Source organism: Roseateles sp. GW821-FHT09H11, assembly GCF_059415845.1.
On sequence record NZ_JBWKOA010000005.1, the window covers coordinates 359,641 to 382,759 of the forward strand.

Here is a 23,119-nt window from a genome sequence, read left to right on the forward strand (position 1 = left end):
TTCATCGTCCCTGCTCCTGAAGCTGGAGAGTACTGGTGCGTTCAATCCATTCGCCCGCAGCGTCCTGGACGACTTCTCGCAACGTGATTTCGGTTTCGCTGATCTTGGTGATGCGGCCGAAGTTCTGCCCCATGTAGTCACCGACCCGCGCCTGGTACAGCAGGTTGTCCACCCGCAGCAACGCGTACGGACGACCGTCCCTGGAGACGCTGCCGACCATCGCCATCGAGTCCAGCGGGAAGGCCTCCAGCGGCTCGCGACGGCGCTTCATCTCCGCAGCCAGCAGCGAACTGGGCTGGGTGGCTTCGCGCCGCAACGCCACCGTCAGCTTTTGCGTGCTGAAGGGGTCGACCATCGCCTGCGCTTCGTAAGGCTGAGGCTGGAAGGTCTTCGGCGGCGTCAGCGGCTTGACGGTCGGGCGCGTCTGCTGGCGCTGCTCTTCCATCCACTGCTGAAGCTCATCAGTGCTGGAGGTACAACCCGTCAGCAACGCACCTGTCAGCGCCAGGCCAAGCAGGCCGAGCGCACGCACAGGCGCTCGATCCGGGGTCGCCACGCCGGGCGACGCTGTGCGGGAGCGAATGAAGCGCGTCATTTCTTCTTCTCCGCGGCCGCCGCGGCCTTCCTCTGTTCCTCGACCTCAGCCGGATCGAGGTAACGATAGGTCCGAGCCGTGGCTTCCATCGACAACACCGCATTGGTGTCCGTGCGTGGGGGCGTATTCGCGTTGGACGAGACACCCGGCACCACGATCGCCAGATCGTGCAGCGTCACGATCCGCGACAGATTCGACACGTCCGCCGTGAAGGCGCCGATGTCGTGATAACGGCCAGACACCTTGATCGCGATCGGCTGTTCTGCGTAGTAGTCGCGCATGACGATGCCGCCAGGACGGAACAGTTCGAACTGCAGGCCTCGACCCAAGCCCGCCTGGTTGATGTCCGACAGCAGCGCATCCATCTCGGCCTTGCCCGGCAGCTGCTTTTCAAGCTGCAGGACGTACTCCTCGACTTGACTCTTCTGCTTGCGCAGCTCGGGCAGGTTCACTGCCTGCGTCAGCTTGTTGTTGAAGTCTTCCTTCAACTGCGGTTCCTTCTGGACCTCAGCGTCCAGCGCCGATTGCTCGTCCGACAGCACGGCGAACCAGCCCAGCACCACAGTCAGCAGCGCCACCACCACGAAGGCGGCATAACGCGGCGCCGGCGGCCATTGGCCCGGCTCCTGCATGTTCAGGTTCTGGAACTGACCGGAGAAGTCTGCGAACCAGGCGTTGAGGTCCAGGTTTTTCAAGCTTGCCATGGGGTCCTCACGCCTTCTTCGCCGGGGCGTTCGTGGCCGGCTTGGTGCCGGGGCCGCTGGCAGCGCCGGCTGCGGGCTCCGGCGTCGCGCTCTTGATCCCGACCTTGATGGAGAAATCGAAGAGTCGGCGCGGATCACGCGGATTCACGGGAGCCGCCTTGATCTCGACGAGATCGGGGTTCTCGACCCACTCGGCGCGGCTCAGATTGCGCAGCATCTCGGATACACGCTCGTTCGACGCCGCCACGCCGGCGATCACCACCGCCTTGTTGACCTGGCGCACCGACTGCAGGAACACACCCTCGGGTGTGAACTTCGCCAGTTCGTTGAGCAGGTGCACCGGTGTATTGCGATCGCTCTGCAAGTTTTCGACGGCGCGTTGACGGGCACGCAACGCGTCGATCTCGGCACGCAGCGTCGCGATGTCCTTGATCTGGATGTCGAGCTTGGTGATCTCGGCCTTCAGATAGTCATTTCGGCTCGCCTGCGCGGCGGTCAACTGCTGCAGCAACAGGTAGATGAAGGCGGCGATCAGCACGCCGACGGCGAAGGACATTCCCAGCCCGACGAAGAACGCGGCCTTGCGGCGCTTGCGCTTCTCCTCGCGGTGCGGGAGCAGGTTGATCAGAATCACTGAAAGAACCTCCGCATGGCGAGGCCGCACGCTGTCAGATAGGCCGGGGCTTCACGGCGCAACTTGGATTCGCGCACCGCAGACCCGAGCACCATGTTCTCGAAAGGATTGACCACCATGCAGGCGAAGCCCGTCAGTTCGGTCACCCGCTCCTTGAGGCCAGGCAAGGTGGCGGTACCGCCGGCGAGCATCACGTAATGGACCTTGTGATGGGGCGTGCTGGTAAAGAAGTACTGGAGCGCCCGGCCGATTTCCTGCGACAGCGAATCGACGAAGGGATTCAGCACCTGCGTCTCGTAGTCATCCGGCAATTCGCCACTGAGCTTCTTCAGCTCCGCCTCCTCGAAGGAGAAACCGTATTGCCGCGAGATCAGCTGAGTCAACTGCGAGCCGCCGAAGGCCTGATCGCGGTCGTAAAGCATTTCATCGTCGCGCAGCACCTTCAGCGAAGTGGTGTCGGCACCGATCTCAAACAGCGCGACCAGCGCGTCCTTGCCTTCGTTGGGCAGCGTCTCCACCAGACGGCCCACGGCCATCCGCGACGCGTGGGACTCGATGTCCAGCACGACCGGCTTGAGGCCGGCAGCTTCCGCCAGCGCCTGACGATCCTGCACGCGGTCCTTGCGGGACGCGGCGATCAGCACTTCGACGTCGCCGACCGAAGTCGGGCTCGGGCCGATGACACAGAAGTCCAGCGAAACCTCGTCCAGCGAGAACGGGATGTACTGGTTGGCCTCGGCCTCGACCTGCAGCTCAAGCTCCTCCTCGCGGAGGCCGGCCGGCAGCATGATCTTCTTGGTGATCACCGAACTTTGCGGCATCGCCAGCGAAGCCTGCCGGGTCCTGCTGCCACTGCGCGTGACCACCCGACGGACGGCGTCCGCGACCTCGTCGAATTTCTCGATCTGGCCGTCGGTAATCCAGCCTTTTTCGAATGGCTCGGTGGCGAAACGTTCAAGAACGTATTCGCCATTCGAGTTTTGACTCAATTCCACAAGCTTGACACTGGACGACGAGATGTCCAGGCCAATCATGGGTGGATGCGCACGTCCGCGCAGTAGGTCCAACAGCCCCATGATGCGTTCCCCCAACGCGCCGCTCATGCGCCGGTTTGTTAATAAGTTACTTGAATGCTATCAGCAAAGCCTTTGTCGCCCCAAGGCAAAGCGGTCACAGCAAGTAACGCAGCGTTGCGTAACATACACGCCACCGACGGGTGGTAAAGCGCCAAAAAATGGCCCTTTTACTCCCCATTCGGAACGGTTTTGCGACAGATTCCCGCTTTGCCGAATCCCCTCCGGGACACCTTCAAGAGGGATGTCCCGGGCGGAGGAAAAAGGCAGCCGCGCAGTGTCCGCGAAAGTCCCCACAACTCCTGTAACAGTCAAGCGGTCGCGGACTGACCCGGCGAAGCCCCAGTGGGGGCCGTTCCTATAATCGTCGCTCGCGGCCCGCATCGTCACCCGTACAGGCCCTGATAGGGCGCGGCCAGGCACGCAAGATTGCACACTCCGGCCCATGCCCTCGAAGAATTCCTCCGACAACGAACCCTCCTTCGACGCCCCGTCCGATTCGGGCAAGGGCGCCGCATCCAGGAAAGAGAAGAGCAACTCCACCCGCAAGAAGCCCCAGGGCGACGGCAAGCCGCGCCGGCCCTGGTTTGTGCGGCTGGTCGGCTGGCTCTTCGGCCTGGTGCTGGCGGGAGTGGGTGCAGTGGTGCTGCTGGTCGGCATGGCCCTGGCGATCGCCTACCCCCAACTGCCCGACATCAGCGGACTGACCGACTACCGGCCGAAGCTGCCGCTGCGTGTGATGTCCAGCGAGGGTCAGTTGCTGGCCGAGTACGGCGAGGAACGCCGCAGCTACTCCGACATCCGAGAGATCCCCAAGTTGATGCAGGACGCGATCCTGGCCATCGAGGACGCGCGCTTCTATCAGCACGGCGGCGTGGATTACCTGGGCGTGATCCGCGCCGGCCTGGCCAACGTCAGCGAGTCCAAGAGCCAGGGCGCCTCGACCATCACGATGCAGGTGGCGCGCAACTTCTATCTGTCCACCGAGAAGACCTTCACCCGCAAGATCTACGAGATCCTGCTCGCGCTGAAGATCGAGAGCGCGCTGCCCAAGGAGAAGATCCTCGAGATCTACATGAACCAGATCTTCCTGGGGCACCGCGCCTACGGCTTCGCGGCGGCCAGCGAGGTGTACTTCGGCAAGCCTCTGAAGGACCTCTCGATCGCCGAGGCGGCGATGCTCGCCGGGTTGCCGAAAGCACCATCTGCTTACAACCCGATCAACAATCCGCGCCGGGCAGTGTTGCGCCAGCAATACATCATCGACCGGATGCTGGAAATGGGCTTCATCACGCCCGAGCAGCATGCCCAGGCCAAGGCCGAAAAACTGCGCATCCGGCCGCCGCAGGAAGCCGCCAGCCACGCCGAGTACGTCGCCGAACTGGCCCGCCAACTGATCTTCAGCCAGTACGGGGACGAGGCCTACACGCGCGGTCTGAATGTCTATCTGACACTGCACGCGGACGAGCAGGAACGTGCCTACCGCGCCTTGCGCCGCGGGATCATGGACTACGAGCGCCGCCAGGTGTACCGGGGACCCGAGGCCTATGTGGATCTGCCGGCCGACCCCAAGGAACTGGACACCCGCATCGCCGAGGCGCTCTCGGACCACCCGGCCAATGACGAACTGCTGGCGGCCGTGGTGCTTGAAGCCGGTCCGAAGCAGGTCGTCGCGGCGCTGCAGAGCGGCGAGTCGGTGACCATCACCGGCGAGGGACTCAAGCCAGCCACCTCGGGGCTGTCCGACAAGGGCAACCCGAAGACGCGCATCCGCCGTGGTGCGGTGATCCGTGTGATCAAGCTGATCAGGAACAACAAGGACGAGTGGACGATCACCCAGCTGCCCGAAGTCGAGGGCGCGATGGTGGCGCTCAGCCCGAAGGACGGCAGCGTGCGGGCGTTGGTCGGCGGCTTCGACTACAACAAGAACAAGTTCAACCACGTCACGCAGGCCTGGCGGCAGCCGGGCTCGAGCTTCAAGCCGTTCATCTATTCAGCCGCGCTGGAGAAGGGGTTCAACGGCGCGACGATCGTCAACGACGGGCCGCTGTTCTTCGACGCGACGACCACCGGCAGCCAGCCCTGGGAACCCAAGAACTACGATGGCCAGTTCGACGGTCCGATGCCGCTGCGGCGCGCGCTGGCCAAGTCCAAGAACATGGTGTCGATCCGGGTGTTGCAATCGGTGGGGGTGAAGTACGCGCAGGACTGGATCACGCGCTTCGGCTTCGACGCAGACAAGCACCCGGCCTATCTGACGATGGCACTGGGCGCCGGGTCGGTGACGCCGATGCAGATGGCGCAGGCGTACTCGGTCTTCGCCAACGGCGGGTACCGGATCGCGCCGCAGCTGGTCCAGCGCATCACGGACCACGCGGGCCGCGTGCTCTACCAGCAGCAACCCAAGCAGTTCGAGGATTCGCAGCGGGCCATCGAACCTCGCAACGCCTACCTGATGGACAGCCTGCTCCAGGAAGTCGCGCGCAGCGGCACGGCGGCCCGTACCCAGGCCACGCTCAAGCGCCCAGACATCTACGGCAAGACCGGCACGACCAACGACTCGATGGACGCCTGGTTCGCGGGTTTCCAGCCGGAGTTGGTGTCGGTGGTGTGGATCGGCTACGACCAGCCGCGCAAGCTGGGTGACCGGGAAACCGGCGGTGGGCTCGCCCTGCCGGTGTGGATCGAGTTCATGCAATACGCATTGCGCAACACGCCGGTCCAGGAGATACAGCCTCCCGAGGGCGTGGTGAACTTCAACGGCGAGTGGTACTACGACGAATTCGCCGGCAACAGCGGCGTGAAGGCGCTCGGCAACGAGGAGCACGTGCCGACCACCGGCTCCGAGGAAGAGAAAAAGAGCATCCTCGATCTCTTCAAGCGCTAGTTCCCCCCGACCGCCTGGTCGGGACGATCTCGCTCAGGACTCGCTCAGTCAGCTCCGGGAAAAGACCAGCGGCTTGCCAGCGTGATGCGAAGCTTCCTCGGACAGGCGCGCGAAGAAGGCGACGCCATCCTTGGTGTCGATCCATTGCCCGTCGACGAATTTGAAGTGATACCCACCGCGCCGCGAGGCGAGCCACAGCTCGTGCAGCGGCGGCTGCGTGTTCACGACGATCTTGCTGCGGTCCTGGAACTCCAGTTCCAGCAGTCCGCCGGTGCGATGCTGGTCGATGTCGACCACGTCGTCGTCGAGCCAGGTGTCGATGTCGGATTCGATGCTGGCCAGCACGGCGTCGGTGCGGGCGTCGTAGTCGGCATCGGTCAGTGGCGTGGGCGTCATGGGCAATCGGGAGCGGGCTCGCGAGAGACTAGACTGCGAGCCCATGAAGAACGTGAAGATGCGAAGTGTAGGCGCTGCCTCCAAGACGACCCGCCGCCGCGCCGCCAAGGCCATGACAACCCTGATGTTGTGCGCGGCTGCGCTCGCCGTCAGCGCCTGTGGCCAGAAGCGACCGCTCCAGTTGCCGCAGGCGAAGCATCCGACGCCGTCGTCGGCGTCGACGGCCTCCTCGCCGGCCTCGGCCGCCAGCGCCGCGAACTGACGCCGCCGCGTCCGCGCGAGGCGGACCTCAGATCCGCCCTTCCTCCACCGCGTGGCAGGCCACGCGGATCCCTTGGAACTCGAGCAGCTGTGGCCGCTCCGCGCTGCAACGCGCGTTCGCGTGCGGGCACCGGGGGTGGAAGCTGCACCCGCTCGGGGGATTCAGCGGATTGGGCACTTCCCCCTGCACGGGGGTGCGAGAGCGACCCGACATGTGGATGTCGGGAATCGCGTCGAGCAGCATCCGCGTGTACGGATGTCGCGGCGTCGCGAACAGCGCGCGCTTGTCGGCCTGCTCCACCAGCCGACCGAGGTACATCACGCCCACCTGGTCGGCCACATGCCGCACCACCGCGAGGTTGTGCGAGATGAACAGGTAGGTCAGGCCTTGCTTGCGCTGCAGGTCCTTCATGATGTTCAGGACCTGCGCCTGCACCGAGACGTCGAGCGCCGACGTCGGCTCGTCGCAGACGAGGAACTCCGGCTCGGTCGCCAGCGCGCGGGCGATGGAGATACGCTGCCTCTGCCCGCCTGAGAACTGGTGCGGAAACTTCTCCGCGTCCACCGGCGACAGCCCCACCGACTGCAGCAGCTCGCCGACGCGTTGCTTCAGTGCTTGCGCGTCGCGCACCAGGCCGTGCTCGCGCAGCGGTTCGGCGACGATGTCCTGGACCTTCCAGCGCGGGTTGAGACTCGCATAGGGATCCTGGAAGATCATCTGCATCCGGCGTCGCAAGGCCAGTGCATCCGGTCCCTTCAACGTGGTGGCGATGTCCGCATCATCAAAGCGCACCTCGCCGCGCGTCGGTGCATAGAGCCCGACGAGCAGGCGTGCGACGGTACTCTTGCCGCAGCCCGACTCGCCGACCAGCGCGAGCGTCTGGCCCTTCTCGATCGAGAAGCTGACGCCATCCACTGCATGGACGAACTGCCGTGGCTTGCGCTCGATCACGCGATTCAGCCACGGGGCCGACACGTCGAAGGTCTTGGCCAGATCACGCACCTCAACCAGCACCTCACCGGGGCTGGCTGTGGCTCGCTCGCCGTCGCCCGATTTCGTCGGGTCCGTCGCGCGTGGCGTCTCGTTCAACACGGTCATGCGACGCCTCCCTGCACGACAGCGACATCCGCGGCGTGCAACCAGCACGCTGCTTGGGTCGCAGGCGCCTTCATCAAATCGGGGCGCTGCTCGTGGCAGCGATCGAAGGCCCGCGGACAGCGCGGATGGAAGGCGCAACCGGTCGGGATCGACGTGAGGCGCGGCATGGCCCCGTCGATCTGCACGAGCCGCTCGCGGTCCTCGTCCATTGCGGGGATGGAGCCCATCAGCCCCGACGTGTAAGGATGGCCCGGGCGATGGATCACCTCCTGCACCGGCCCGATCTCGGCCACGCGCCCGGCATACAGCACCGCCACGCGGTCGCAGGTCTCGGCGATCACGCCCATGTCGTGCGTGACCAGCATGACCGCCGCGCCCTGCTCCCTGCACACACGCTTGAGCAAGGCAATGATCTGCGCCTGGATCGACACGTCGAGGGCCGTTGTCGGCTCGTCGGCGACGATCAGCTTCGGATCTGCCGCGAGTGCGAGCGCGATCACCACGCGCTGCCGCATTCCACCCGAGAACTGGTGCGGATACTGGTCCACTCGGGCCTCGGGTGCCGGGATGCCGGTCGCCGCCAGCAGCTCGATCGCACGGGCGCGGGCCTGCTTCGCACTGAGCCCGAGGTGGGTCGTGATCGTCTCGACCAGTTGCCGGCCTACCGTATACAGCGGATTGAGCGACGTCAGAGGATCCTGGAAGATCGCGCCGATCTGCCGACCGCGAACACGGCGCATCTGGTCCGCAGGCAGGTTGTCGATGCGACGACCGTCGAGCAGGATCTCTCCACCGGCGATGCGCCCTGGTGGATCGAGCAGGCCGATGATCGCCGCGCCGGTCAGCGACTTGCCGGCGCCGGATTCGCCGACGACACCGAGCACCTCGCCGGGCGCGATGTCGAAGGACACGTCGTCCAGCGCGAGCAGCGTGCCACGCCGGGTCGGGAATTCCACGCGCAGATGGCGGACTTGCAGCAGGGGAGCAGAGGCGGTCATGGGGCCGTCATCCAATCAGCGCAGGCGGGGATTGAGCGCATCGCGCAACCAATCGCCGAGCATGTTCACCGACACCGTGATCAACACCAGCATCGTGCTGGGCCAGATCGTGATCCACCATTCGCCGGAGAACAGGAAGTCGTTGCCGACGCGGATCAGCGTCCCCAGCGAAGGGCTGGTCGGCGGCACGCCGACGCCGAGGAAGGACAGCGTCGCCTCCGTCAGGATCGCCGACGCGACCTGCAGGGTCGCCAACACCAGCACCGGACCGGTCACGTTGGGAAGCACGTGTCGCCACATGATGGCCATCGGCTGCACGCCGATCACGCGAGCAGCCTGCACATATTCCTTGTTGCGCTCGACCATCGTCGAGCCGCGCACCGTGCGCGCGTACTGCACCCACCCGGTCAGCGAGATCGCGAGGATCAGCACCGCGAAAGCCAGCGACTCGTGCGCATCCTTGAACACGACACGGCCGATGCCGTCGATCAGCAGCGCGATCAGGATCGACGGGAAGGACAGCATCACATCGCAGATGCGCATGATGAAGGCATCCACCTTGCCGCCGACGAAGCCGGACAGCAGCCCCAGGCCGACGCCGATGATCATCGACAGGATCACCGAGGCCACGCCCACCAGCAGCGAGATCCGCGCGCCGTACATGATCGCGGACAGCAGATCTCGCCCCTGGTCGTCGGTGCCTAGCAGGTACTTCGTCGATCCGCCCTCGATCCACGCCGGCGGCAACCGCGAGTCCATCAGCTCCAGCGCCGACAGGTCGAACGGATCGTGCGGCGCGATCCAGGTCGCGAACAGCGCGCAGATCAGACAGCACAGCGCGACGAAGGCCGCGACCATGGCGAACGGCGAGCGGGTGAACGAATGCCAGACGTCGCCGTCGAAGAAGCGGTTCAACGCGGTCGGCGGGCGCGGAGCCGGTGCACCGGAGGCCGGCGGGGGAGGAAGGGAGGCGGTCATTCGGAGATCAGGAGGGCGGGCTGTCGGGACGATGGCGGGCGGGACGCGGAGGTCCGCTCAATGCGGGGCGAGGGGCAGGCCCTGCTCGACCAGGGCCGCGAACAGTGCGGAGCCCAGCGGCAGGATCTCGTCGTTGAAGTCGTAGCGCGGCTGATGCAGCCCGCAGGGGCCCCCTTGTCCCAGCCGCAGATAGGCGCCGGGTCGGGCCTGCAGCATGAAGGCGAAGTCCTCGGACCCCATGCTCGGCACGAGTTTGTCGTCGACGTTCTCAGGGCCGACCAGCGACTGCGCGACGCGCACGGCGAAGTCGGCCTCGCGCGCACTGTTGACGGTCGCGGGATAGAGCCGCTGGTAGTCGACCTTGGCGCTCGCGCCGAAACCCAGGGCGACCGATTCGACCAGGCGCGTCATCCGCTCCTCGAGCAGTTGCTGCACTTCGGGCTTGAAGCTGCGCACCGTGCCGGTCAACTGCGCGGCCTCGGGGATGACGCTGAAGGCGCTCGGCTCGCCGGCATGCATCGAACAGAGGCTGACGACCGCCTGCTCGATCGGCGCGATGTTGCGCGACACCAGGCTTTGCACCGCGGTGATCACATGACCGGCGATCAGCACCGGATCGACGCTCAGGTGCGGATGCGCGCCATGACCGCCGCGCCCCTGGATCGTGATGTTCACGCGGTCCGCCGCGGCCATCATCGCGCCGCGGTTCAGACCGATCTTCCCGGGCGGCAGGTGCGGCCAGTTGTGCATCGCGTAGATGGATTCCACCGGGAAGCGCTCGAACAGCCCGTCCGCGATCATCTCGCGCGCGCCGCCATAGCCCTCCTCGCCCGGCTGGAACACCAGCACCGCCGTGCCGGCGAAACGCCGCGTCTGCGCCAGGTAGCGCGCCGTCCCGACCAGCATCGCGCAGTGGCCGTCGTGTCCGCACGCATGCATCAGGCCGGGCGTCGACGAACGCCAGGCGAAGTCGTTCTGCTCGCGCAGCGGCAGCGCATCCATGTCGGCGCGCAGCCCGAAAAGTCTGGGCGCCGTGCCCGGCGTCGTCTGACCATGGATGGTCGCGACGATGCCGGTGCGGCCCAGGCCCTGGTGGATCTCGTCGACGCCGCAGGCCTTCAGCGCCTGCACGATGCGCGCGGCGGTGCGGTGCTCCTCGAAGCCGAGTTCCGGCATCGTGTGCAGTTCGCGGCGCAGCGCAACAAGCTCTCCGCGCGCCTCGAAGAGTCGCTGGTAGGTGCCGGCCGCGGCGGCGGTCAGGTGCTCTGGAGCGTTCATGTCAATGCGCGCCGCCTCTCACGCGCAAGCGCGGATCGACAGCGAAGTACAGCAGATCGACGACCAGGTTGATCACGACGAAGATCAGCGAGATCAGGCAGAGGTAGGCCGCCATCACGGGAATGTCGGCGAACTGCACCGCCTGGATGAACAGCAATCCCATGCCGGGCCATTGAAACACGGTCTCGGTGATGATCGCAAAGGCAATCAGCGATCCCAGCTGCAGGCCGGTGATCGTGATGACCGGCACCAGCGTGTTCTTCAACGCATGCCCGAAGTAGATCGTCCGGTCGCTGAGGCCGCGGGCGCGGGCGAACTTGATGTAGTCGGCGCGCAGCACTTCCAGCATCTCGGCGCGCACGATGCGCATGATGAGCGTCAGCTGGAACACCGCCAGCGTGACGCCCGGCAACAGCAGGTGACGCAACCCGTCGCCGGTGAGCAGCCCGGTGCTCCAGGCGCCGAGCATCACGACCTCGCCCCGGCCATAGCTCGGCAGCCAGGCCAGTTGCACCGCGAAGATCAGGATCAGCAGGATCCCGATGAGGAAGGTCGGCAACGCCACGCCCAGCAGTGACAGCGTCATCAACAGCTGTGAGCCGAAGGTCCCGCGCCGCAGCGCCGCGTAGACGCCCAGTGGGATGCCGAACACCAGCGCGATCAGCGCGGCCGTCGCAGACAGCTCGAGCGTCGCCGGGAAGCGCTCGGCGATCAGCGCGGAGACCTTGCGCCCCTGCTTCAGGCTGACGCCGAACTCGCCCTGCGCCGCGTTGCCGGCGAAATGCGCGAACTGCACGATGAAGCTCTGATCGAGCCCCAGATCCTTGCGCAGCTGCTCGCGCTGCTCTGGCGTGGCGTCCTGGCCGAGCAGGTTGTTGACCGGGTCCCCGACGTACTGGAACAGCATGAAGGCGATGAAGGCCACCGTCAGCATGACGACGACGGCCTGCGCCAGACGGCGAAGAATGAAAACCAGCATGGACGAGGGCCTCCGGCATGGGCTCGGGCGACGCGACTTGTGATCGGCCCTGGCACGACCTGACCCCGGAGGCGGAGCACTTCAGAAGGGAACCATCATCAAGCAGCGTACGCCCACCGGCAAGTGGGTTAGCCCTTGACGCGGCGCGAACGCGACGTCGTCCCGACCGTTGCACAAGAACGAAAAAACCGCCCGAAGGCGGTTTGCTGCGCGGCGGCGGCGGGGTGGTCAGGTCCGCCGTCTCCCAAAGGACGATCAGAAGCGGTGACGGATACCGACGATCGAACCACCACGCTTCTCGGCGTTGTTGGCGAAGCGGACCGCGCCCTCGTGCTTGGTGTAGTCCAGCTCGAAGTAAGCGTCGGTGCGCTTGGAGAAAGCGTAGTCCGCGACGAAGGCCACGTAGTGCCCTTTGCTCTTGGTGTTGGCCAGAGCAGCGCTGTAGTGCGTCTGCGTGGCGTACCAATAGTGAGCGCCCAAGTTCAGTTGCGGGGTCAGCTGATAGGCGGCGCCCACCGAGATCATGTCCCGCTTCTTCACATCGTTCGCGGCCGCATTCAGCACCGTGCCCAGCAAGCCGGACGTGTAGGCCGCGCCCAGCAAGCCGCCCCGGTCGAACTTGTTGGTCGCCCAGGACAGGTTGATGTACCACGGGCCGCTCGTGTACGCGCCGCCGGCGGTGTAGCCCTTGACCTTCTTGCCCAGGGTGTCCTCGACCTGCAGGAAGGCGCCGCCGAAGGCGATGGGGCCCTGGTTGTAGCGCAGCAGGCCGCCGAACGACTTGTTCTGTGAATTGCCTTCACCCGCCGACACCTGGACCTCGCCGCGGATGGGGCCCTTCTCGAACAGGTACTTGACCATGTTGTCCTGGCGCGCGCCCATCGACAGGCCGATCTCGGGCTTGTAGGCCTCGATGTAGGGCGAGTACTTGAAGGACGCGTAGGTCGACGTGTAGATGTCGAACAGGATGTTGTACTGGCGACCCAGCGTGAGGCGGCCGAAGTCGGCCGACTGGATGCCGACCCAGGACTGACGCCAGAAATCGGCGGCGGCCACGGTGCCGGTGTCGGAGTTCAGACGGTGCTCGAGGTTGGCGATGGCCTTCAGCCCGCCGCCCATGTCCTCGGTCACGTTCACCCCGAGACGGCTCTGGGACATGCCACCGGGGATCACCTGCTTCTCGGAGCTTCCGGCGTTCGCATTGCTGGTCCAGCGCAGACCTACGTCAACGATGCCGTAGAGCTGCACGGTCGACTGTGCCCAGGCGGCGCTGGTGCTCGCTGCGAGGATGCTCAACGCCAAGGCGGCTTTCTTCATGTGATGTCTCCTGTATGTTTGGTGTGGTCGCCGAGATCGATTCTCAGCGAAGCCCCCAGACGGAGACGCTTTGTGTTGCACATCGCCCACGCGAGCAAACCCTGTCAAGTTTGTGACGCCCTCCCAGAGGGAAAACCCGCGAAGACTGTCTACAAAATCTACAACAGTGCGTTGCGACGACAGTGCTTGATCGACTAGCGCAAGACCTGGCACCTGCGCGACAGGCTCCCTACGGGCTAACGTTGAGACGAAAAAAAGCCGCCCCGAGGGGCGGCTTTCGTAGCGCAGCGCGCTGATCCGAAGATCAGAAGCTGTGCTTGATACCGACGTCCAGGCCACCCGACTTGCCACCGCGAGCAGCGGCAACAGCGTTGTTCTGAACGCGGAAGTTCGAGTTGTCGTTGTCGATGATCGACGCGGTCGTGTACAGCGCGGTGCGCTTGGACAGGTTGTGCTGGTAGCCGATGGTGAAGGCTTGAGCGTCGCCGCGTGCCGCCACCACTGCGTCAGCAGCACCGTTGGTCTCAGCCTTGGTGTACTGAGCGGTCACCGAACCGGCAGCCGTCACCGGCACCACGGCGCCGACCGTGAACAGGTTCTGCTTGCGCGAACCGAACTTCAGCTGGCTGAACAGGCCTTGCACCTTCACGACCTTGAAGTCGTAGCTGGCGCCCAGCGACAGTTGCTTGAACTTCGAGCCCAGCGAGTCGGTCGACTGGTAGCCGCCGGCGACGTTGAAGTCGGCGATCTTGTAGCCCAGACGGCCACCGAAGGACTTCTTGCCGTCGGTGCCTTCACCAGCAGCCACGTCGAACGAGCCGTACACGCCGCCCAGGTCGGCCGGCAGGAAGTACTGAACCAGGTTGTCGGCACGGTTGATCGTGTCGATGTTCGAGCCCAGCAGGCTGTACGTGCGGGTCACGTCACCCAGACCGGTGGTGCTGTAGACGTCGAAATCATCGACGACCAGGCGGGTCGAGGTCTTGCCACGGCCCAGACGGACTTCACCGAAGTCGCCCATCAGGCTCACGGAAGCGCGACGGCCCCAGAAGCGGGTGGCGTCAGCGGTGCCGGTGTCGGCAGCCAGGGCGCCTTCCAGCCAGAAGCCAGCCTTCAGGCCGCCACCCAGGTCTTCGACGCCACGGACGCCGATGCGGCTGGAGGAGCTGCCGTCGTTCGTCAGTTGCTTCGTGTCCTGGCCATTGGCCTTCGTGTAACGGGCGGCCACGTCGATCACGCCAAACAGCGTGACGGACGATTGAGCGGCAGCGGCACCAGCGAAACCAGCCAGCACAGCCAGCGCGACGAGAGATTTCTTCATTAGAGACTCCTAGATCTTCAATGAGGTTGCGGTTGGTAGATCGCCCGCAAACCAAGCTCCTGCAATGAAGCTGTGGTGTATTGCAACAGGTCCGATCACGCCTGACCAGCAGCCACCCCGTAAAAGTCCTGATTTCGTTGGATCGAAGCAACGCGTATGGGATTAAAAAATTGTGTCATCACGCATTCGCACAAAGGATCACCCGGCACCACCGAACCACTTGACGCCCCGCTCCTAAACTGCGGCGTCACGCCCACCGCGAGCATTCAAGATGGAATCCCAGCCTCAGCGCCCGGCGCGCATACTTTCTCGAGCGGACGCGTGGATATCCACGCTGGATCACAGCCTGAAGACGCTGGCGGGTGTCGCGCCGATGGCGAGACCGGCGCCCGAAGCGGCATCCGCCGACGAGCCGCTGGATGAGCCGCAGCGCAAGCTCGCCGCGTCGCTGATGCGCGTCAATCATGTCGGCGAGGTCTGCGCGCAGGCGCTCTACCGCGCCCAGGCCCTGACCACGAGGGACGCGGCCCTGCGTCAACACCTGGAGCACGCCGCGCAGGAGGAGATCGACCATCTCGCCTGGTGCGCCGGGCGACTCCGTGCGCTGAACGACCGCCCGAGCCTGCTCAATCCCCTCTGGTACGGCGGCGCCTTCGCGATCGGTTCCGTCGCCGGGCTGATCGGGGACAAGGTCAGCCTGGGCTTCGTCATCGAGACCGAGCGTCAGGTCGAGGCGCACCTCGCCGGCCACCTGAAGCGGCTGCCCGCGGGCGACCACAGCTCGCGAGCGATCGTCGCGCAGATGAAGGAAGAGGAGGCCCGTCACGCCGAAGAGGCGCGCGGGCTCGGCGGCGTCGACCTGCCTGCGCCGGTACGGGGTTTGATGCGCCTAGCCGCCAAGGTCATGACGCGCACGGCGCACCATCTCTAGCGTGCGCCCTCGCCCGCCGGGCGGGCGGGCGGGAATCAGACCTCGACGATCTCCACCGACGTGGTGATCTCCGCCGTCTTCGCCAGCATGATGCTGGCCGAACAGTACTTCTCGTGGGAGAGCTGCACCGCGCGCTCCACGCTCGCCTGCGGCAGGCCCTTGCCCGTCACGACGAAGTGCATGTGGATCCTGGTGAAGACCTTCGGATCGGCGTCGGCGCGATCGGCACTCAGCTTGACCTGGCAACCGCGCACATCGTGGCGGCCGCGCTTCAGGATCAACACCACGTCATAGGCGGTGCAGCCGCCAGTCCCGGCCAACACGGTTTCCATCGGTCGCGGCGCCAGGTTGCGACCACCCCCATCGGGCGCGCCGTCCATGTTGATCATGTGGCCGCTGCCGGTCTCGGCGATGAAGCTCATGCCGTCGGCGCCCATCCAGTTGATCGTGCATTCCATTCGTCGTTCCTTCGTTCCATGGGCCGTTCGAGCCATGCGGGGCGGTGATCTGACCCCAATTCTTGCGGGACCGCCCATCACGGTCACCCACTCTGGCGGTGATTTTGCGCATTTAGAGGCCCGACTCCAGGGCTGGACCCCCCAAAAAATATTGCAGCGCAACATGCATCCCCCTAGAATTCTAGGCATGCGATAGCGCTACCCCACTCTGTAGGGTCAGCCCCGCACCGATTGTCTCCTCCACCGCCTCCATGGTGGATTCAGCCCGAGGCCACAAGCCTCGGGCTTTTTTTCGTCCGTCCGCGCACGCTCCGCAGCGCAAGGCTCGCTCCTCCAATGGCGAAAGCGCATGGGCCGCCGCCGCTCAGGCGTGCCCGCGCCCCGGGCAGACCCTCGCTATCATCGTCCGCCCGACTCCCGCCGCGTCCGCGCGGGACGGGGAACTGGAGGGGATTTCCATGGCCGGCACCCGCCGCGCATCGCGCAAGAACACCTCGACGCGCCCATCGGCGCAACACCCCGCGTTACTCCCGGCCGACCAGAGTTATCTCCAACGGATTCTTAACGCCAAGGTGTATGAGGTCGCGCAGGAAACCTCCCTCGATGCCGCCCGCAATCTCTCCAAGCGCATCGGCAACAAAGTCTGGCTGAAACGCGAAGATCAGCAGCCGGTATTCAGCTTCAAATTGCGGGGTGCCTATAACAAGATGGCAAATCTCGCGCCCGAGCAATTGGCGCGCGGGGTGATTTGCGCATCGGCGGGGAATCATGCCCAGGGCGTGGCGCTGTCGGCAAAGAAACTCGGCTGCCGCGCGGTCATCGTGATGCCGGTGACGACGCCCAAGGTCAAGATCGACGCCGTGCAGGCGCTGGGCGGCGAGGTGGTGCTGGCCGGGGAGTCCTTCACGGACGCGTACGGGCACGCGCTGGAGCTTGAGCAGCAGCACGGACTGAGCTTCGTCCACCCGTTCGACGATCCCGACGTCATCGCCGGCCAGGGCACGATCGCGATGGAGTTGCTGCGCCAGCACCCGGGGCCGATCGACGCGATCTTCGTCGCGATCGGCGGGGGCGGTTTGATCTCGGGGGTCGCGGCCTACATCAAGGCCGTGCGGCCGGAGATCAAGATCATCGGCGTCCAGACCAAGGACTCGGACGCCATGGTGCGCTCCGTGCGCGCCGGCAAGCGGGTCACGCTGACCGACGTGGGGCTCTTCTCGGACGGCACTGCGGTCAAGCTGGTCGGCGAGGAAACCTTCCGCATCTGCCGCGAGCTGGTCGACGACTACATCCTGGTCGACACCGACGCCGTCTGTGCCGCGATCAAGGATGTCTTCGTCGACACGCGCAGCATCCTGGAGCCGGCCGGCGGACTGGGTGTCGCAGCCATCAAGCAGTATGCGGCGCAGCACGGGACCCGGGGCGAGACCTACATCGCCATCACCTGCGGCGCGAACATGAACTTCGACCGGCTGCGCTTCGTGGCCGAGCGCGCGGAGGTCGGCGAGGAGCGCGAGGCGCTGTTCGCCGTCACCATCCCAGAGGAACGCGGCAGCTTCCGGCGCTTCTGTGAACTGGTCCAGGGCCGCAGCGTCACGGAATTCAACTACCGCATCTCCGACCGCCAGGTGGCGCACGTCTTCGTCGGCGTCTCCATCACCAAGCGCGAGGAAGCCGACAAGCTGGTCCGCAGCTTCGAGCGCCATCGTTTCGCCACCGTCGACCTCACCGACGACGAACTGGCCAAGCAGCACGTCCGCCACATGGTCGGCGGTCGGACCGAACTCGCGGAGAACGAGCGCCTCTTCCGCTTCATCTTCCCGGAGCGGCCGGGCGCGCTGATGCGCTTCCTGTCCAGCATGAGCCCGGACTGGAACATCAGCCTGTTCCACTACCGCAACCAGGGCGCGGACTATGGCCGCATCCTCGTCGGTCTGCAGGTTCCGAAGGGCGACGGCAAGGCGTTCAAGACCTTCCTCGACCAGTTGAACTACCCCTGTACCGAAGAGACCGACAACCCGGTGTACCGGCTCTTCCTGCGTTGAACCGCGTCAAGGGGCCGTGACCGCGCGGGCGCACCGACGCCCGGACGGCCTGGCGGTTACGGCTTGACACCAACAGCTGCCCCCGGGACAAGGGGCAGAGGCGAGGCGGCGGGGGCAATTGCCGATGGCCCGCCTGCGGCGCGGACCGAGAATGGCGGTCCCCATGTCCATTCATCAGTCCCTCATCTCGCCGACCGCCAATCCGGAGCTGGAACGCGCCTTGCGCCAGCGCCTGGAACGCCGCTGCACGCTGGCCGGCCGACTGGGTGAACTGGAACCGCTCGCGGTGCGACTGGGCCTGATCCAGGCGACGCAGACACCGAAGTTCCGCGACCCCACGCTGGTGCTGTTCGCGGCCGACCACGGCCTGGCGGTGGACGGCATCGCATTGCCCAACGGTCGCAGCACGCGTGAGCAGGCCCTGCTCGCCCTGCAACACCGCCTGCCCTCGACCGTGTTCGCGCGCAACCAGGGCATGCATGTGACGGTGGTCGACTGCGGCATCGCCGAGCCACTCAGCCCGCAGCAGCGTCTGCTCGCGCGCAAGATCGCGCACGGGACGCGCAACTCGCGGGCTGGCGCGGCGATGACGGTGGAACAGGCGCATGCCGGCGTGCGCGTCGGCATGGAGATCTCCGACAACCTGGCGGGCAACGTGATCGCCTGCGCGGGGCTGGGCCAAGGCTCGCTGGAAGCTTCTGCGCTGGTGCTGTCCCGGTTGATGGACATGCCGGTGCAGGACTTCATCATCTCCGGCCCCGACATGCCGCACGACGACCTGTCGCATCTGATGCTGGTGCTGCAAGGCGCTCAGCAGCGGCACCGCGAGGTGCGCGAACCGATGGCGGTGCTCGCGGCCTTCGGCGGATTCGAACTGGCGGTGATGGTCGGCGCGATGCTGGTCGCGGCGTCGAAGCGGCAGCTGATTCTGGTGGACGGCATCGCCGCGTGCGCGGCTTTGAAGGTGGCGTCCATGATCGCTCCCCCGGTCACTGATTACGCGGTGTTCTGCCGCAGCACCACCCATCGCGGACTGGACGAGGCGCTTCAGCTGTTCCACGCGGCGGCGCTGCTGGAACTCGGCATGGAATGCGGGGATGGCACCGGCGCGACCTTGGCGTGGCCGCTGGTCCGTTGCGCGGCGGCGCTGCTGACGGAAGTGCAGGACTTGCCCGACGGGGCCATCCACAGTCGTCCGTCCGACCTGCGCGACACGGGATCGAGCAACGCGGGCGCGCTGCACACAGGTCCGGGCCGGTCCACGCTGGGCAGCAAGTACTGACCCTGCGCGCGCGCCGATGCGCCCGATGACGCGCCAGGCGTGCTCAACGCCTCACGCGCTACCTCTTTGGAACTACTTGATGGGGTTGGCGCTGCCGTCGCCGGGAGGCATCTGCGGCAAGGAACCGGTGACGGCGGTGGGCGGCACGATGCCGTCGGGTCCCGGCGCGCCAGCATGAGGCTGCATCTGCGGAACGTTGAAATTCGGCGGCGGGGCCATGCCGCCACCTGGCGCGAACTGCGGCGGCGGAGCGAGCACCACATCCGGCGCGCCCGGCGCGAGACTCAGCCGGACGGTCACCGCGTTGCCGGTGCCCAGGCCCACGTCACGACGATTGATCTCGATCAATTTCAGGTCGCCATCGACGGAAGCGCCCATGCGCACGGGCTTCGGCGGCGCGCCGGCGATCGCGATCAAGGCGACGCCTTCCCCGGGATAGCGCCCGCCGGCGGTCGGAGCCACGACACCCAGCAGCTGGAAACGCGACGAGGTGGATTCGACCGGCGTCTCCGCCACCTTCGCGGCAGCGAACAGTCGAGTCCAGTCTGCGGGCGCGCTTTCACCGGTCGCGGAACGCGTCATGGCGGGCGCCTGCGGCCCCTTCACCATCAGCGTCAACGCCCAATACGCAAGGCTCGCCGCCAGCGCCGCCCAGACTACGAAGCTTAACCATCGTGCATGCATCCGACGATTATGATGCAGCGCGATGGGCCACCAAGGGTGGCTCCACGAGGATTGCAACACCATGCGTCGACCCTTCTCCAAGTTCTCTCCGCGCCGTGCCCGCGGCTTCACGCTGATCGAACTGATCGTCGCCATCACCATCGTCGCCGTCATGGGCGCGGTGGTCGTGCCGGCGGTGATGAACCACGTGTCCGAAGCCCGTCGCACCGCGGCGCGCTCCGACGTCAACACGCTGATGCAATCGCTCAAGCTTTACAAGATGGACAACGGCCGCTATCCGAGCGGCGAGCAGGGCCTGGGCGCGCTCGTGGCCAAGCCCACCAACGGCCCGGCGGCGCCGAACTGGAAGGTCTACATCGAGAAGCTGCCCAAGGATCCCTGGGGCAATCCGTACCAGTACGACAACCCGGGCCTGAAGGGCGAGATCGACGTCTACAGCCTGGGCGCGGACGGCAAGCCGGGCGGCGAGGGCTCCGACGCCGACATCGGCTCCTGGGAATAAGCGCGCGGCCCGCCGTGCGCTTCGTCCCCTCCCCCACCGACTGCCCAGAGCCGTGCGCGCGCGTCCGTCCGGCCGACTGCTTCAACGCGGCTTCACGCTGATCGAGCTGATCGTCGCGATCACGATCGTGGCGATCGCCAGCGCCACCGTCGCGGTGGCCATGCGCGACCGCGCCGACGTGCAGCTGGAGCGCGAGGCGCTGCATCTGGCGTCCGTGCTCGAGACCGCGCGCTCCGAGGCCCGCGCGGCGTCGCTCGACGTGCGCTGGGTCCCCGACTCGAACAACGACGCCAGCCGCTACCGCGTCACCGGCCTGCCGGTCGCGCTGATCAAGCGCCTGGAGTTGGAGCGGCCTTGGCTGGGCGACCCGCCGATCGTCGAGATCGAGGGCGCCAGCGCCAATGGGCGCTCGATCCGTCTGGGGCCTGAACCGCTGATCGGCGCGCAACGCCTGACACTGATCCGCGGCGATCACCGCATCACGCTGGCCACGGATGGGCTGCGGCCGTTCGCGATCGCGAAGGGCGGCACATGAGAACCACGCCCGTCGCCAGGCCTGCGCCGCGCGACCGCGGCTTCACGCTCGTCGAGGTGCTGGTGGCACTGACGATCGTCGCGCTGTGCCTGGCCGCCGGGCTGCGCGCGGCGGGCGCGATGACCTCGAACTCCGACCGGCTGGCGATCAACTCGCTGGCGCAGTGGTGCGCCGAGAACGAGCTCACCGAGATGCGCCTGACCAAGGCCTTCCCGGGCATCGGCGACAACAGCGTCAGTTGCTCGCAGCTCGGCCGCGACTTCAGCGTCAAGATGATCGTGCGCGGCACGCCGAATCCGAACTTCCGCCGCGTCGAGGCGCAGGTCTTCGACGACAAGGACCGGCCGCTGCTGACCATCACCACCATCGTGGGACGCAACTCCTGATGCGCCGCGCCACAGGCTCCTCCCGGCGCGCGGCGCGCGGGTTCACGCTGATCGAGGTCGTCGTCGCGCTCGTCGTGATGGCGGTGATGTCGGTCATGGCCTGGCGCGCGGTGTCGGCGTTGACGACCAGCCGCGAGCGCAACGAGGTCGCGATGGATCGCGCCGAGACGCTGCAGACCTTGATCCGCCAATGGGAGCTGGATCTGCGCGAGGTGCAGAAGAGCGACGTGTTCGACGCGTTGACCTTCGACGGCGCGACGCTGCGCATCACACGTCGGCGCGAGACGGGCCTGCAGCTCGTCGCCTGGCAGTTGAAGGAAGGCCGGCTGGCGCGCTGGGAGTCGCAGACGCTGAACAACGCCGATGCGTTGCGGGACGCGTGGTTCCGCAGCCAGCAGCTCAACGCCAAGGAAATGCGCGAGCTGCCGGGGCTCGATCGTGTCGTCGGCTGGCAGATGTACTTCTTCCAGCAAGGGGCGTGGGCCAACGCGCAGTCCACGCTCGACAAGGATCCGGCGAACAGCGACCCGGCGAACAAGAACGCGGCCGCGACCAACGCGGTGCCTGACGGCGTCCGCATGCGGCTGCAGTTCGGCGAGGACAGCGGCTACCGCGGCGAGCTGGTCCGCGAGGTCGCGGTGGAGGGGGGCAGCTGATGCGCGCCGTTCACGCTCCCGCCCGCGCCCCGCGGTCGACGCGATCGCGCCGGGGTGCGGCCCTGCTCACCGCGTTGCTGATCGTGGTGCTGGTGACGACCTTGTCCGCCGCGATGTTGTGGCGGCAGTCGCGCTCGATCCAGATCGAGGCCGCCGACCGCGGTCGCGCACAGGCGGACTGGGTGTTGCAGGGCGCGCTGGACTGGGCACGGCTCATCCTGAGCGAGGATGTCCGGTCCGCGCGCAACAACACCGCGAAGAGCGACGACCTCGGTGAAGTGTGGGCGGTGCCGCTGGCCGAGGCGCGGCTGTCGAGCTTCCTGTCGCAGGACGAGAACAAGTCGGAGGACTCGGGGCCCGACGCGTTCCTCTCCGGCCACATCGAGGACGCGCAGGGGCTGTTCAACCTGCGCAACCTGGAGACGCAGCCGGCGCAGACCCAGCCCGGACAGGCGCCCGATCCCCAGGCCGTCCAGAAGGCCCTCGACAACCTGAACGCGGCGCGCAGGATCTTCCAGCGCGCGGGCATGAGCGCCTCGATCGCCGAACAGGTCCAGAAGAATCTCATCGCCTCCGCCGGCAGCAAGGGCACGGACCAGCAGGGCGAGGTGCCGCTGAGGCCGGCCCGGATCGAGCAGTTGCGCTGGTTCGGCCTCAACGATGAACAGATCGCCCGCCTGAGCACGCTCGCCGTGCTGCTGCCCAAGGCGCAGACGACGCTGAACCTGAACACCGCGCCCCGGGAAGTCATCGCGGACGTCCTGGGCGTCGACCTCGGCGTCGCCGACAGCATCGTGCGGGCCCGCCAGAGCAAGGCCTTCACCGCCTGGGACGACCGGCTGACCTCGCTGGTGGCCGGGATCCCCGCCACCGACACGCGCCAGCAGATGGCCGCCTTCACCTCGAACTACTTCTTCGTCGAAGGCCAGTTGCGCATGGATGATCGGATCCTCGCTCAGCGCTCACTAGTGTTCCGGGACGGCACTAACGTTCGCGTCATCGATCGGCAGCGCCTGCAACGCCAGTCGACGCTGGCGGGAACCACCAACGGCTACGGGGCCACACCTTGAACGCCGGAGGCGGCGTCGCGCGCCGCCCACGCGCTCTTGAAACGATTGGA

The 23,119-nt window shown here is 66.3% G+C and carries 24 protein-coding genes; 10 read left to right on the top strand and 14 right to left on the bottom strand.

Annotated elements, in window-relative coordinates; translation table 11 throughout:
- Position 1 precedes the first annotated feature (1 nt).
- The 4 genes from AC07PR_RS18585 to AC07PR_RS18600 are packed head-to-tail and all read right to left on the bottom strand — an operon-like array spanning position 2 to position 3,009.
- The gene (locus AC07PR_RS18585) at positions 2–595 is read right to left on the bottom strand and encodes a pilus assembly protein PilP (protein WP_495136152.1); all 594 of its coding nucleotides are present in this window, start codon (positions 593–595) and stop codon (positions 2–4) included.
- Positions 592–1,299, bottom strand: a complete 708-nt coding sequence (locus AC07PR_RS18590) for a type IV pilus inner membrane component PilO (protein ID WP_377160099.1) — start codon at positions 1,297–1,299, stop codon at positions 592–594. The genes AC07PR_RS18585 and AC07PR_RS18590 overlap by 4 nt, the downstream gene beginning before the upstream one ends.
- Positions 1,300–1,306: 7 nt before the next feature.
- Complete coding sequence (locus AC07PR_RS18595; RefSeq protein ID WP_377160097.1) at positions 1,307–1,933, bottom strand: PilN domain-containing protein; 627 nt, start codon at positions 1,931–1,933, stop codon at positions 1,307–1,309.
- Positions 1,930–3,009, bottom strand: coding sequence for a pilus assembly protein PilM (locus AC07PR_RS18600; RefSeq protein WP_297528858.1), 1,080 nt, complete (start codon positions 3,007–3,009; stop codon positions 1,930–1,932). Before AC07PR_RS18600 ends, AC07PR_RS18595 begins: the two co-directional genes overlap by 4 nt.
- A gap of 442 nt (positions 3,010–3,451) precedes the next feature.
- On the opposite strand from AC07PR_RS18600, the gene AC07PR_RS18605 reads away from it, so the two are divergent.
- Complete coding sequence (locus AC07PR_RS18605; protein ID WP_495136153.1) at positions 3,452–5,893, top strand: penicillin-binding protein 1A; 2,442 nt, start codon at positions 3,452–3,454, stop codon at positions 5,891–5,893.
- 48 nt (positions 5,894–5,941) lie between these two features.
- Here the strand turns inward: AC07PR_RS18605 and cyaY are convergent, their stop codons facing one another.
- Positions 5,942–6,289: an iron donor protein CyaY gene (gene cyaY / locus AC07PR_RS18610; protein WP_495136154.1), complete on the bottom strand. Its 348-nt coding sequence runs from the start codon at positions 6,287–6,289 to the stop codon at positions 5,942–5,944.
- Positions 6,290–6,347: 58 nt separating this feature from the next.
- Here cyaY and lptM point away from each other — a divergent pair, with 58 nt between their 5' ends.
- The gene (lptM, locus tag AC07PR_RS18615; RefSeq protein ID WP_495136155.1) at positions 6,348–6,551 is read left to right on the top strand and encodes an LPS translocon maturation chaperone LptM; all 204 of its coding nucleotides are present in this window, start codon (positions 6,348–6,350) and stop codon (positions 6,549–6,551) included.
- Positions 6,552–6,578: 27 nt separating this feature from the next.
- On the opposite strand, the gene AC07PR_RS18620 is transcribed toward lptM, so the two are convergent.
- The 7 genes from AC07PR_RS18620 to AC07PR_RS18650 all read right to left on the bottom strand — a co-directional run bounded on the left by AC07PR_RS18620 (position 6,579) and on the right by AC07PR_RS18650 (position 14,520).
- Positions 6,579–7,649 (bottom strand): ABC transporter ATP-binding protein, encoded by a 1,071-nt coding sequence (locus AC07PR_RS18620; protein ID WP_377160089.1) that lies wholly within the window; start codon positions 7,647–7,649, stop codon positions 6,579–6,581.
- Positions 7,646–8,647, bottom strand: coding sequence for an ABC transporter ATP-binding protein (locus AC07PR_RS18625; RefSeq protein WP_431100237.1), 1,002 nt, complete (start codon positions 8,645–8,647; stop codon positions 7,646–7,648). Before AC07PR_RS18625 ends, AC07PR_RS18620 begins: the two co-directional genes overlap by 4 nt.
- Before the next feature lie 15 nt (positions 8,648–8,662).
- Entirely contained in the window at positions 8,663–9,625 is a 963-nt protein-coding gene (locus AC07PR_RS18630; RefSeq protein WP_495136156.1) for an ABC transporter permease, read from the bottom strand.
- 57 nt (positions 9,626–9,682) lie between these two features.
- The gene (locus tag AC07PR_RS18635) at positions 9,683–10,903 is read right to left on the bottom strand and encodes a M20 aminoacylase family protein (RefSeq protein WP_377160082.1); all 1,221 of its coding nucleotides are present in this window, start codon (positions 10,901–10,903) and stop codon (positions 9,683–9,685) included.
- A 1-nt stretch (position 10,904) separates the two neighbouring features.
- Positions 10,905–11,882, bottom strand: coding sequence for an ABC transporter permease (locus tag AC07PR_RS18640; protein ID WP_431100239.1), 978 nt, complete (start codon positions 11,880–11,882; stop codon positions 10,905–10,907).
- Positions 11,883–12,137: 255 nt separating this feature from the next.
- Complete coding sequence (locus tag AC07PR_RS18645) at positions 12,138–13,199, bottom strand: porin (RefSeq protein ID WP_377160078.1); 1,062 nt, start codon at positions 13,197–13,199, stop codon at positions 12,138–12,140.
- A gap of 304 nt (positions 13,200–13,503) precedes the next feature.
- Positions 13,504–14,520: a porin gene (locus AC07PR_RS18650; RefSeq protein ID WP_377160076.1), complete on the bottom strand. Its 1,017-nt coding sequence runs from the start codon at positions 14,518–14,520 to the stop codon at positions 13,504–13,506.
- Positions 14,521–14,791: 271 nt separating this feature from the next.
- Between AC07PR_RS18650 and coq7 the strand changes: the two genes are divergently transcribed.
- Positions 14,792–15,451 (top strand): 2-polyprenyl-3-methyl-6-methoxy-1,4-benzoquinone monooxygenase, encoded by a 660-nt coding sequence (gene coq7 / locus AC07PR_RS18655; RefSeq protein ID WP_483107869.1) that lies wholly within the window; start codon positions 14,792–14,794, stop codon positions 15,449–15,451.
- A gap of 35 nt (positions 15,452–15,486) precedes the next feature.
- Here coq7 and AC07PR_RS18660 read toward each other — a convergent pair whose 3' ends face one another.
- Complete coding sequence (locus tag AC07PR_RS18660) at positions 15,487–15,909, bottom strand: OsmC family protein (RefSeq protein ID WP_377160072.1); 423 nt, start codon at positions 15,907–15,909, stop codon at positions 15,487–15,489.
- Positions 15,910–16,160: 251 nt separating this feature from the next.
- Between AC07PR_RS18660 and ilvA the strand changes: the two genes are divergently transcribed.
- Together ilvA and AC07PR_RS18670 are read left to right on the top strand one after the other, a co-directional pair.
- On the top strand, positions 16,161–17,954 hold the full coding sequence (ilvA, locus tag AC07PR_RS18665) for a threonine ammonia-lyase, biosynthetic (RefSeq protein WP_495136157.1): 1,794 nt from the start codon (positions 16,161–16,163) through the stop codon (positions 17,952–17,954).
- A gap of 163 nt (positions 17,955–18,117) precedes the next feature.
- The gene (locus AC07PR_RS18670; RefSeq protein ID WP_377160070.1) at positions 18,118–19,236 is read left to right on the top strand and encodes a nicotinate-nucleotide--dimethylbenzimidazole phosphoribosyltransferase; all 1,119 of its coding nucleotides are present in this window, start codon (positions 18,118–18,120) and stop codon (positions 19,234–19,236) included.
- 72 nt (positions 19,237–19,308) lie between these two features.
- Here the strand turns inward: AC07PR_RS18670 and AC07PR_RS18675 are convergent, their stop codons facing one another.
- Entirely contained in the window at positions 19,309–19,983 is a 675-nt protein-coding gene (locus tag AC07PR_RS18675; RefSeq protein ID WP_377160068.1) for a hypothetical protein, read from the bottom strand.
- On the opposite strand from AC07PR_RS18675, the gene gspG reads away from it, so the two are divergent.
- Genes gspG through gspK form a run of 5 tightly spaced genes read left to right on the top strand, consistent with a single transcriptional unit; the run spans position 19,982 to position 23,069 of the window.
- Positions 19,982–20,422, top strand: coding sequence for a type II secretion system major pseudopilin GspG (gspG, locus tag AC07PR_RS18680; protein WP_377160066.1), 441 nt, complete (start codon positions 19,982–19,984; stop codon positions 20,420–20,422). The genes AC07PR_RS18675 and gspG overlap by 2 nt on opposite strands.
- A 52-nt stretch (positions 20,423–20,474) precedes the next feature.
- On the top strand, positions 20,475–20,957 hold the full coding sequence (locus AC07PR_RS18685) for a pilus assembly FimT family protein (protein ID WP_377160064.1): 483 nt from the start codon (positions 20,475–20,477) through the stop codon (positions 20,955–20,957).
- Positions 20,954–21,343, top strand: a complete 390-nt coding sequence (gspI, locus tag AC07PR_RS18690; RefSeq protein WP_377160062.1) for a type II secretion system minor pseudopilin GspI — start codon at positions 20,954–20,956, stop codon at positions 21,341–21,343. The genes AC07PR_RS18685 and gspI overlap by 4 nt, the downstream gene beginning before the upstream one ends.
- The gene (locus tag AC07PR_RS18695) at positions 21,343–21,999 is read left to right on the top strand and encodes a PulJ/GspJ family protein (RefSeq protein ID WP_377160060.1); all 657 of its coding nucleotides are present in this window, start codon (positions 21,343–21,345) and stop codon (positions 21,997–21,999) included. Before gspI ends, AC07PR_RS18695 begins: the two co-directional genes overlap by 1 nt.
- Positions 21,999–23,069: a type II secretion system minor pseudopilin GspK gene (gene gspK / locus AC07PR_RS18700; RefSeq protein ID WP_483107872.1), complete on the top strand. Its 1,071-nt coding sequence runs from the start codon at positions 21,999–22,001 to the stop codon at positions 23,067–23,069. Before AC07PR_RS18695 ends, gspK begins: the two co-directional genes overlap by 1 nt.
- The last annotated feature ends 50 nt before the right edge of the window (positions 23,070–23,119 follow it).

Excerpts from the sequence above, each read along its gene's own strand:
- AC07PR_RS18585 (WP_495136152.1), bottom strand. The coding sequence starts at position 595 with ATGACGCGCTTCATTCGCTCCCGCACAGCGTCGCCCGGCGTGGCGACC.
- AC07PR_RS18590 (WP_377160099.1), bottom strand. The coding sequence starts at position 1,299 with ATGGCAAGCTTGAAAAACCTGGACCTCAACGCCTGGTTCGCAGACTTC.
- AC07PR_RS18600 (WP_297528858.1), bottom strand. The coding sequence starts at position 3,009 with ATGGGGCTGTTGGACCTACTGCGCGGACGTGCGCATCCACCCATGATT.
- AC07PR_RS18605 (WP_495136153.1), top strand. The coding sequence starts at position 3,452 with ATGCCCTCGAAGAATTCCTCCGACAACGAACCCTCCTTCGACGCCCCG.
- cyaY (WP_495136154.1), bottom strand. The coding sequence starts at position 6,289 with ATGACGCCCACGCCACTGACCGATGCCGACTACGACGCCCGCACCGAC.
- lptM (WP_495136155.1), top strand. The coding sequence starts at position 6,348 with ATGCGAAGTGTAGGCGCTGCCTCCAAGACGACCCGCCGCCGCGCCGCC.
- AC07PR_RS18620 (WP_377160089.1), bottom strand. The coding sequence starts at position 7,649 with ATGACCGTGTTGAACGAGACGCCACGCGCGACGGACCCGACGAAATCG.
- AC07PR_RS18625 (WP_431100237.1), bottom strand. The coding sequence starts at position 8,647 with ATGACCGCCTCTGCTCCCCTGCTGCAAGTCCGCCATCTGCGCGTGGAA.
- AC07PR_RS18630 (WP_495136156.1), bottom strand. The coding sequence starts at position 9,625 with ATGACCGCCTCCCTTCCTCCCCCGCCGGCCTCCGGTGCACCGGCTCCG.
- AC07PR_RS18635 (WP_377160082.1), bottom strand. The coding sequence starts at position 10,903 with ATGAACGCTCCAGAGCACCTGACCGCCGCCGCGGCCGGCACCTACCAG.
- AC07PR_RS18640 (WP_431100239.1), bottom strand. The coding sequence starts at position 11,882 with ATGCTGGTTTTCATTCTTCGCCGTCTGGCGCAGGCCGTCGTCGTCATG.
- AC07PR_RS18645 (WP_377160078.1), bottom strand. The coding sequence starts at position 13,199 with ATGAAGAAAGCCGCCTTGGCGTTGAGCATCCTCGCAGCGAGCACCAGC.
- AC07PR_RS18650 (WP_377160076.1), bottom strand. The coding sequence starts at position 14,520 with ATGAAGAAATCTCTCGTCGCGCTGGCTGTGCTGGCTGGTTTCGCTGGT.
- coq7 (WP_483107869.1), top strand. The coding sequence starts at position 14,792 with ATGGAATCCCAGCCTCAGCGCCCGGCGCGCATACTTTCTCGAGCGGAC.
- AC07PR_RS18660 (WP_377160072.1), bottom strand. The coding sequence starts at position 15,909 with ATGGAATGCACGATCAACTGGATGGGCGCCGACGGCATGAGCTTCATC.
- ilvA (WP_495136157.1), top strand. The coding sequence starts at position 16,161 with ATGGTGGATTCAGCCCGAGGCCACAAGCCTCGGGCTTTTTTTCGTCCG.
- AC07PR_RS18670 (WP_377160070.1), top strand. The coding sequence starts at position 18,118 with ATGTCCATTCATCAGTCCCTCATCTCGCCGACCGCCAATCCGGAGCTG.
- gspG (WP_377160066.1), top strand. The coding sequence starts at position 19,982 with ATGCGTCGACCCTTCTCCAAGTTCTCTCCGCGCCGTGCCCGCGGCTTC.
- AC07PR_RS18675 (WP_377160068.1), bottom strand. The coding sequence starts at position 19,983 with ATGGTGTTGCAATCCTCGTGGAGCCACCCTTGGTGGCCCATCGCGCTG.
- gspI (WP_377160062.1), top strand. The coding sequence starts at position 20,954 with ATGAGAACCACGCCCGTCGCCAGGCCTGCGCCGCGCGACCGCGGCTTC.
- AC07PR_RS18695 (WP_377160060.1), top strand. The coding sequence starts at position 21,343 with ATGCGCCGCGCCACAGGCTCCTCCCGGCGCGCGGCGCGCGGGTTCACG.
- gspK (WP_483107872.1), top strand. The coding sequence starts at position 21,999 with ATGCGCGCCGTTCACGCTCCCGCCCGCGCCCCGCGGTCGACGCGATCG.